At 50.3% G+C, this 533-nt stretch carries 1 protein-coding gene; it reads right to left on the reverse strand.

The annotated features are described in order from the left end of the window. Nucleotides 1-252, reverse strand: a 252-nt coding sequence (locus tag CKL79_RS22750; RefSeq protein WP_141242302.1) for a helix-turn-helix domain-containing protein, incomplete at its 3' end; no start/stop codon positions are given. Between the last annotated feature and the right edge of the window lie 281 nt (nucleotides 253-533).

Consider the following 533-nt stretch of genomic DNA (forward strand, 5'->3'; position numbering starts at 1 on the left):
GCGTTTTAGCCCATTCAGCGTCGCCTCAAAGCCATGTTCTCCCAACCGGCGGCGGATATTTTCCACTGTTTGGGGCCGACAGTTGAAGGCTTCGGCGATCGACTGGTCTGTCCAGTTCGGCCCTTCGGCATCTGCCTTTAGCAAAATCTGCGCACGACGAACCTTTTGGCTGCTACCGTTCAACCGTTTGATGACTTCGTGCAGTTCACTCTTCTCTGATTCACTCAATCGGACGATGTATCGTTTTTGCATAAAGCCCTCGTTCGCTTTATCCTAATCTCCCCCATTACAACACTCATTCTTAGTCCTGACGCTGCACTAGGGGCTTCAAGCCCAGAAAATTCATTGTCAGCGCCTTGACTGAACTAACGAAGACTCGTTGATTCGGCATCGAATATTTAGTTGTCGGGTAAGAGGGAGCACGTCGCCGTGTCCCCAGGGCCATTTCATTTTCATGGAAGTGAGTTAACGTTTAGCATCTAGCCCTTTCGTCGGATGACTCATGAGCTTATCTACAGCAACGCTGCCTGCAA

Source organism: Leptolyngbya sp. BC1307, assembly GCF_002286735.1.
In the GTDB taxonomy this organism is placed as follows: Bacteria; Cyanobacteriota; Cyanobacteriia; order Phormidesmidales; family Phormidesmidaceae; genus Phormidesmis.